Below are 7,019 nucleotides of genomic sequence, written 5' to 3' on the forward strand. Positions count from 1 at the left end.
TGAGGGAACAGACCTTGATTTTAGACCTTGATATGAGTGAATTCAACAGCGTTTCACTGATTGAGCTTGCAGTCTCGGCTCAACTCCCTGAACAGCTTCCCATCTGTCTACTGGTCTCACAGGCTGATATTCAATTAAGTGTATTGTATCAAAAAATAGTGATGCTGGCAAGCACAACATTTGAGCTATCTGAACATTAAGAAGTAGCCGTCTCCCATAATCTAGCATACAGTCCATCTGCTTCTAACAGACTGTGATGAGTGCCTTGCTCTACAACATCTCCATCTGCCATCACTAAAATCACATCGGCTGACTGAATGGTCATTAAACGATGAGCGATGACAAAACTGGTACGACCTACCATCAATTTTGACAACGCATCTTGAACAAGCTGCTCTGTCAGGGTATCTAAGGACGACGTCGCCTCATCAAAAATGATGATTTGTGGTGACTTGAGAAATACCCGAGCGATCGCTAATAACTGCTCCTGTCCCTGTGATAAGACAACCTGATCACCATCCAAAATCGTATCATACCCTTGTGGCAATTGGCGAATAAAAAAGTCTGCATTGGCTGTCTGAGCTGCTGCTACTATCTCATCATAACTTGCAGACGGGCGACCATAAGCAATATTCTCTGCAATAGTGACTTTTTTTAGCCAAGTTTCCTGCAAGACGACTGCAATGTGGTCATAAAAGTCAGCCTTTTTTAAGGCTTTAATCGGCTGACCATCCAGTAAAATTTGTCCCCCTTGAGGCTCATAAAACCGCATCAACAGATTGATTAAGGTCGTCTTTCCAGCACCTGTTGGGCCAACAATCCCCACCATGCTACCAGCAGGAATCTCGAGGTCAAGATGCTTCATCAATAAGCGGTCAGGTTCATAACCAAAACTCACATCCTCAAAAGTTATTTCCCCTTGAACAACTGGTCTAGGACTTGAGACGACATCTGCTTCCTCAGGCAAGTCAATCATATCCAACAAACGGTGATAACTGACCTGCGTAGCCTGTAATTCTGCAAAAACAGACGAAATCTCGTTGAAAGGCTTGGTGTACTGGTTGACATAGGTTAAAAAGCTTGTTAATTGCCCCAGCGTCATCCGACCTAAAAGCAACTGATAGCTGCCTAAAACAACCAAAAGTGCATAAATCACTGCATTGACAAAGCGGGTCAAGGGATTGACTGTTGAACTGTAAAAAATTGCTGATTGGCTACTTTTCCCATATTCAGAGCTTAACTCTTGAAATTGTGTAGACACCTGTTCCTGTGCACCATAAGCCTGTATCAAAGGGAGAACTTGCAGGTGCTCATCTAAAAACTGAGTCATCTGATCACGTGTTTTTCCCTGCTCTTGATAGAAACGATGAGCTGATGCTGTCACACGATGAGTCAACAAAAAAGAGACAGGAGTCAGGGCAAGAACAAGAAGGACAAGCCAGCCATTCATGTACGCCATCATGGCTAGGGTTAGGACAAGTGTCATCACGCCAGGTAAAAATTGACTAAACAACAAAATCAAGCCCTGACTAAGTTGCTGGCTGTCTACTGTCAGACGATTAAGAAAATCACCTTGCCCATACTTATCCAAAACCGCTATCGGCAGGCGAAAGGTCTTTGTCATAGCAGTCTGCCTCAGCTCGCTAACATAAGTTTCAACCAGCCTGTTATATAGCGGTGGTGTTGCCCACTGGAGGAATGTATTTAGCAGTATTAGCGTGCCCAATTGCAGCAACAACTGCCAGAATGCTCCTTCAATCAACAGTTGGTCAAGAATTCTCCCTAAAAGATAAGGAAAAAGGGTCGTCAGTCCCACCTGCCCCATCAAGAGTAAACCAATTCCCCAAAATAGACGACTGTGCCTCAACTCATCTAAAAAAGAGAGTAGCCCTTTAATCATTCGCCCCACCTCCTTTCAGCTGTGACTGATAAAGATTTTGGTAAATAGCAGAGCTCCTAAGGAGCTCTTGATGGGTCCCTTGACCAACCAATTGCCCCTTATCAAGAACCAGAATCTGTTCTGCTGTCATCACATTTTTTAGACGTTGGGAAACCATCACGAGCAAGGTATCAGGGAACTGCGCCTTAATCGCAGATAAGACCTTCATTTCCGTCAGATAATCTAAGGCTGATGTCGCATCATCCAAGATGAGAACAGGTGATGGCTTCACCAGGGCACGAGCCAGTGCCAAGCGCTGGCGCTGACCACCAGAAAAGTTAGCGCCAAGTGGCGCTACAGGCGCATCAAGTTGTTCAGGTAGGGCTTGAACAAAGGTTTTAGCTTGTGCCAAGTCCAGCGCCTGCCATAAGGTCTCGTCTGAGACAGGAGCTGATAGCCCTAGCATCAAATTAGAACGAATTGTCCCAGACAGTAGGCGACTTTTTTGTGGCACTAGACGAACAGCTTGACGCCATTCAGTAAGTGTCAGCTCTGCACTCGCTCGGCTTAGCCTTAAGGAAATTTGCCCTCGACTAGGCGGTAATAAGCCTGCCAGAAGATTGACAACACTTGATTTTCCTGCACCCGTTGTTCCAACAATCCCAACAAATTGCCCTAATGGAAGAGTGAGGGATAAATTGGATAAGACAGGATAATCAGCAGAACCATAAGTCAAACCAACTGTTTCCAATTCATAACCCAACACTGATTGACGGTCAATCGGATAGATTTGGTGTACGTTTTCCTCTTCTTCCAAAAAGAGCCCTCTAATCCGCTGACCACTCACCCAAGCCTGACTAAGGCTAGCCGTTAAACTCATCATCTTGAGCAATTCTTGCAAAATCTGCAATAAATAATTTACCAGAGCAACTAAAGCTCCCGCACTAAGCTGACCACCAAAAATATCCTGACGTCCCTGATAAATTAAAACAAGAAGAGACAAATTGACAATGATGTAGGTTCCTGGATTGATAAGATTAGCCAGATTGGCCGCTTTTATCGTTTCATGGGTATAGGTCTCCTGATGTTTAGAGTAATCGGCTTGCTCTCTATCGATTTGATGAAATGCTCGAATCAATCGCATGCCCGATAATTGCTCTGAAATGACTGAAAACAACTTCTCTTGCTGCTGTTTCAAGAACAGAAAAGCAACGCTAACACGTCTGGATAGGCCATATGCTAAACCAAAAAGACCAGCTACCATCAATAAATAAATGATGGTTAGTGAAGGACTGATGAAAAATGCCATGACCACCGCACCAAAAACAATAATTGGTGCGCGTAATACTAACCGTAGAAAAAGGTTGAGCCCTGTCTGTAAAGCTAGAACATCAACTGTCAATCGCGTCAATAAAGCGCTATTTCCTAGCGCTTGTTGCTGATGAACCGAAAGCCCTGTTACATGACGAAACAGGGTCTGATTGAGCGCTGTCGCAAAACCGACCGACGCTTTTGCTGCTAGATACTGAGCGAGCAAGGCAACAAGCACATTAAACATGGCTAGACCAATCAGACCAGCCCCCCAGAACCATAGCAGACGGGGCTGGTGCTGAGGCAAGACCTGATCAATGATGATTGAAAGAGCCATCGGAACTAAAAGCTCAAGTAATGCCTCTAAGAGTTTTAAGAGCGGCGACCAAATCAGTTGCCAGCGATAGGGTTTTAAAAAGGGTAAAAAGTAAGTCACATCAATTTTCCTCAATAGTGGCAACCAACTTTATCAAAGTGAGGTTGAGCTGAACCTGTTTGGCGTAGTAATAATTTCCCCCATTACGTAAGAGCTTAGGTTCTCCATGCCAAATCGACACAGGATGGTAGTAGGGATAAGTCTGCCCATCGGTATTCCCCAAACTTGGAGCCACCACCTCTCGGGAATAGGTTTTGGCTAGGTCAACGGTCGTCACCTCACCCCTCTGAGCCACATAGTCAATGTAAGCTGTACCGAAATTATAAGCTTGAACGGCTGTCCAAACATCAACACCAGCGTTGTCAGCCACCACGAAATTCTCAGACAGAACAGTTATGCCTTGAATCAAGCTCTCCTTATTATCCGTGATGTGACCTGGTAAACCAGCCAGACTCTCACTGGACTGGATAAGGTCATCAGACTTACCCTTGGTCTCGGTGAATATCATGGCTAAAATCAAGTCTTGACCAGCAGGACTACCTGTTTCAGCCAAGACTTCCTGCACTAAGGGACGATAGGTCAACACATGTTTGATTGCCAGATAGGTTCGGGCACTCCATAAACCCAGACCTAGCACTAGCACAAACACGATCAAGCGTCGTAAACGTTTCAACATTATTTGCTGACAATGTCCTTGATGTTTTTAATCAAAATGGAGTAGGTCCCGTCATGGTTCTGGATAAATTCCACGCTGTCAGCATCCTCATAAACATGGTTGGGCACCAAAAGCTCGATGCCGTTGGAGAGAGGGAGTTTTTGATTTTCCAGCTTTTTTAACTGGCGTGAGGCATTGATGTCTGTCAGCTTGATCGGCTCTGGGATAGCTTCCTTGAGCTCGTCCACAAAGGTCAGCCGAGCAGTTAAATTATCAGCAAAGAGTTGATTAGCCAACTCCTCAGGCGATAACTGATGACCAGCCTCCAAGCTCTTGTGGAGGGCTGATTTCATCTTGCCCTGAAAGGCAAAATCGTCCTGATTGAAATTGTCCGCAATCTTCTGCGCCGTCTGCTCCATGAGTTTGATGGACTTTTTGACCGACTGCTCAGGAGCTACCGCAAGGAGATTTTCAGAGAAATAATTGGCAAAGGCGCCATTGTGCTTAATCCGCTTCTCAATCAGGTAATAATCACGGGTGTCCAGATTGATGATGAGAGCCTCATCCGGCGCTTGAGCTGCCGATGGGAGGTTATTGGTCGTCATCTGAATGGGCTTATCGCTATCTACCGAGCTGTGCACCAGATTTTCCTTGAGGGTCAGACGCAAGAAGGCAAAATACGGCTGTCCGTCCTTATCAACATCCAAAAAGACCAAGTCATTGGTCTTCTGATTGTCGCTGATGACAAACTCTTCTTTCCAGAGCTGTGCCATCTTGACAGAGGTCTCATAGCGGTCATCGCTCAAGAGGCTCAGGAACGCATTGTCGGCGGCAAACTGCCCGCGCTTTGCCTCATCAGAAAAGACCTTACTGAGTTTTTTTCGGAAATACTCATCCAAGCGCGGCGTCAACTCCAAGGGTTGCTCTGCCAAACGAAGCTCTGTATCATCTGGGCTAAATTGGTGAATGATGACCCGCTTCACATAAAGGTCCATATTCGCCTCCTTCTTGACTTTTTTTAGCTCATTGATTTTCTCTTTTGGAAAATAGCCGAGCGGTAAACTGTTCTCCCATTTTACCATAAAGGCTGGTATCAAACAAGGCAAAAAAGGTAACGCTCACAGCAGGAATAATATGAAAAAACACTTATAACAACCCTATTGCCACAAGTGTTTAATCGAGGACATCTCAAAAAATCATCGACATTTAAGGACTAACGATTTTCAAAAGACCAAGCCAAAGTCAAAGACTCATTAGCTTCTATCTGCCACCAAGCCGAGGTCCTGCAATAAACGTTGACGAACCAGAGTTAGACTATCTAGGTCTTGGTGAACTTTTACTAATACAATACCTCCTTGAAGGCTAGCTAGGAGATTAATTGCCTGTTCACGACAAGCGCCTCTTGAGCGTTCGGGATAAGCTGCTTGTAAAACAGACACAAGAGCCTCCTCCCAGTCAGTCATAAACGCTTTCAGCAATTCCTGAAAATGAGGTTCTTGAGCCGATAACTCGACAATCAAATTTCCCAAAGGGCAACCATAGAACACCGTCTGATTCTGATGAAACTCAAAAAACCAATCCACCATGGCCACTAGAGCCTGTCTAGGATTTTCTTGGGAAAGAATACCATCTAAGAGCTGACTTCTCCATTCCCCTAAAAGCTGAGTAACTACTTCCAGACCGATGGCCTGTTTCGATGCAAAATAATGATAGAGTTGCCCCTTGCCAACCCCACTGGCTGCCATAATATCACTAATTGATGTCGCTAGATAACCTTGACGATAAATCAATTCAGTGGTCTGCTTTAAAATCCTCTCTCTGGTTGTCATCTTCATACCTTTTTATCCGTTTTTTTTAATTATACCATCTTTTCAAGCCAAATACTTTACAAGATGATTTTTTCATGGTACTCTATTTTCTGTACCGAACGGTAGGTACTGAAAATCATATTGAAGAGGTATTTTTATGTTTAACCCAAAAAACGTTGCCATCGTCATTACTGACCCACAAGTAGAGTTCTTGAAGCCTGCTGGTAAAGGCTTTGGGGCTACAAAAGACATTCTTGAAAAGGTCAATACCATCGAGAATTTGATTAACTTATTTGCTGTTGCTAAAAACAAGGGCTACAAACGCTTCATCTCTGCGCACTACTTCTACCCACATGACACCAAGTGGCAATTCAAAGCAGCTGGCGAAACCATGATGATCGAAAACCAAATGTTCTGGCGTGACAGCCAATACAGCCCTGTTGTGGATGGTTCTGGAGCGGATATTATCCCTGAAATGAAGGAACTCATGGATGAAGACACCATCCTCACTAGCCCGCACAAGATTTTCGGTCCTGAAAGCAATGACCTCGCTCTGCAATTGCGCAAAAACGGTATCGACACCATCATCCTCGCTGGTATGAATGCTAACCTCTGTGTGGATTCTCACATGCGTGAGTTGATCGAATCAGGCTTTAACGTGATTGTGGCAAAAGATGCCATTGGCGCTCCTGGTCAGGAGGCTTACGATGCTGCTCTAACCAACTTTGGTTACATTGCTAACCAAGTCCTAACCACTGAAGAAGTCATTGATGCCCTATAATCACCAAACCATCATTAAAAAGTATCTTATGAAACATATGAATCCTACCACACAACTCATCAGAATTAAAAAAACATACCATGGTAATGTACTGACCCCCAAAAGTTGGACAAGAAATATTATTGAAAGGATTTAATTCTGTATTGCACAGGACTAAGTCCTTTTAATTTTGTTTTGATTCGTTTGTTATTGTAGTAAAAAATATAATC

General features: G+C 44.2%; 8 protein-coding genes. 2 read left to right on the forward strand and 6 right to left on the reverse strand.

Annotated features, from left to right (window positions below; translation table 11 throughout):
• The first annotated feature begins 14 nt into the window (after window positions 1–14).
• Window positions 15–200 carry a hypothetical protein gene (locus tag ACERC7_RS00905; RefSeq protein ID WP_373665865.1) on the forward strand — a complete coding sequence of 62 codons (186 nt, stop codon included), beginning with the start codon at window positions 15–17 and terminating at the stop codon, window positions 198–200.
• Here ACERC7_RS00905 and ACERC7_RS00910 read toward each other — a convergent pair.
• The 5 genes from ACERC7_RS00910 to ACERC7_RS00930 all read right to left on the reverse strand — a co-directional run bounded on the left by ACERC7_RS00910 (window position 197) and on the right by ACERC7_RS00930 (window position 6,056).
• Window positions 197–1,900, reverse strand: a complete 1,704-nt coding sequence (locus ACERC7_RS00910) for an ABC transporter ATP-binding protein (protein WP_373665866.1) — start codon at window positions 1,898–1,900, stop codon at window positions 197–199. The genes ACERC7_RS00905 and ACERC7_RS00910 overlap by 4 nt on opposite strands.
• Window positions 1,893–3,626: an ABC transporter ATP-binding protein gene (locus tag ACERC7_RS00915; protein WP_373665867.1), complete on the reverse strand. Its 1,734-nt coding sequence runs from the start codon at window positions 3,624–3,626 to the stop codon at window positions 1,893–1,895. Before ACERC7_RS00915 ends, ACERC7_RS00910 begins: the two co-directional genes overlap by 8 nt.
• Before the next feature lies 1 nt (window position 3,627).
• On the reverse strand, window positions 3,628–4,242 hold the full coding sequence (locus tag ACERC7_RS00920; RefSeq protein ID WP_373665868.1) for a lysozyme family protein: 615 nt from the start codon (window positions 4,240–4,242) through the stop codon (window positions 3,628–3,630).
• Window positions 4,242–5,216, reverse strand: coding sequence for a nucleoid-associated protein (locus tag ACERC7_RS00925; protein ID WP_373665869.1), 975 nt, complete (start codon window positions 5,214–5,216; stop codon window positions 4,242–4,244). Before ACERC7_RS00925 ends, ACERC7_RS00920 begins: the two co-directional genes overlap by 1 nt.
• A gap of 258 nt (window positions 5,217–5,474) precedes the next feature.
• Entirely contained in the window at window positions 5,475–6,056 is a 582-nt protein-coding gene (locus tag ACERC7_RS00930) for a TetR/AcrR family transcriptional regulator (RefSeq protein ID WP_373660293.1), read from the reverse strand.
• Window positions 6,057–6,186: 130 nt separating this feature from the next.
• On the opposite strand from ACERC7_RS00930, the gene ACERC7_RS00935 reads away from it, so the two are divergent.
• A complete protein-coding gene (locus ACERC7_RS00935) occupies window positions 6,187–6,810 on the forward strand; it encodes a cysteine hydrolase (protein WP_373660294.1) in 624 nt (207 codons plus the stop codon).
• Window positions 6,811–6,929: 119 nt separating this feature from the next.
• Here ACERC7_RS00935 and ACERC7_RS00940 read toward each other — a convergent pair.
• A partial coding sequence (locus ACERC7_RS00940; protein ID WP_373660429.1) for an IS3 family transposase occupies window positions 6,930–7,019 on the reverse strand: 90 nt, incomplete at its 5' end.

It is taken from the genome of Streptococcus sp. E17BB, from assembly GCF_041807725.1.
GTDB classification, from domain to species: domain Bacteria; phylum Bacillota; class Bacilli; order Lactobacillales; family Streptococcaceae; genus Streptococcus; species Streptococcus entericus.

Excerpts from the sequence above, each read along its gene's own strand:
- ACERC7_RS00910 (WP_373665866.1), bottom strand. The coding sequence starts at position 1,900 with ATGATTAAAGGGCTACTCTCTTTTTTAGATGAGTTGAGGCACAGTCGT.
- ACERC7_RS00920 (WP_373665868.1), bottom strand. The coding sequence starts at position 4,242 with ATGTTGAAACGTTTACGACGCTTGATCGTGTTTGTGCTAGTGCTAGGT.
- ACERC7_RS00925 (WP_373665869.1), bottom strand. The coding sequence starts at position 5,216 with ATGGACCTTTATGTGAAGCGGGTCATCATTCACCAATTTAGCCCAGAT.
- ACERC7_RS00930 (WP_373660293.1), bottom strand. The coding sequence starts at position 6,056 with ATGAAGATGACAACCAGAGAGAGGATTTTAAAGCAGACCACTGAATTG.
- ACERC7_RS00935 (WP_373660294.1), top strand. The coding sequence starts at position 6,187 with ATGTTTAACCCAAAAAACGTTGCCATCGTCATTACTGACCCACAAGTA.